Genomic DNA, 327 nt, shown 5'->3' on the forward strand with positions numbered 1-327 from the left:
GGTATCAATTTTCGGGGTCTGATAGCCGCTTTCATTGCAGAATAACCCGTATACTTTTTCGACGGGGAGATCCGTCTTTGCAGCCATCATTTCAGCAGCAATTTTTCTTAATTCGTTGTAACGTTCTTTATCATATTTATCTTTTCCGTACTGGAGTCCCGCCTGTGCGATACTCTGAATACGGATTGCAAAGTCTAACCACTGATCGTTCATAAAAATATCCTCCTTTTCACTGGGTAAGTCATGCAGAAATATTTTTCCTTTTTGTGGACAATGATTTACTGTAGTCTGAAAATTTTTTCTTACCTGTATATCATAACACAAAGG

General features: G+C 38.2%; 1 protein-coding gene. It reads right to left on the minus strand.

All coding sequences use genetic code 11. The features are described from left to right. A partial coding sequence (locus PZH32_RS12095) for an NUDIX hydrolase N-terminal domain-containing protein (RefSeq protein ID WP_275208502.1) occupies window positions 1-213 on the minus strand: 213 nt, incomplete at its 3' end. Window positions 214-327: the final 114 nt, after the last annotated feature.

It is taken from the genome of Adlercreutzia equolifaciens, from assembly GCF_029076695.1.
Classification (GTDB): Bacteria; Actinomycetota; Coriobacteriia; order Coriobacteriales; family Eggerthellaceae; genus Adlercreutzia; species Adlercreutzia equolifaciens_A.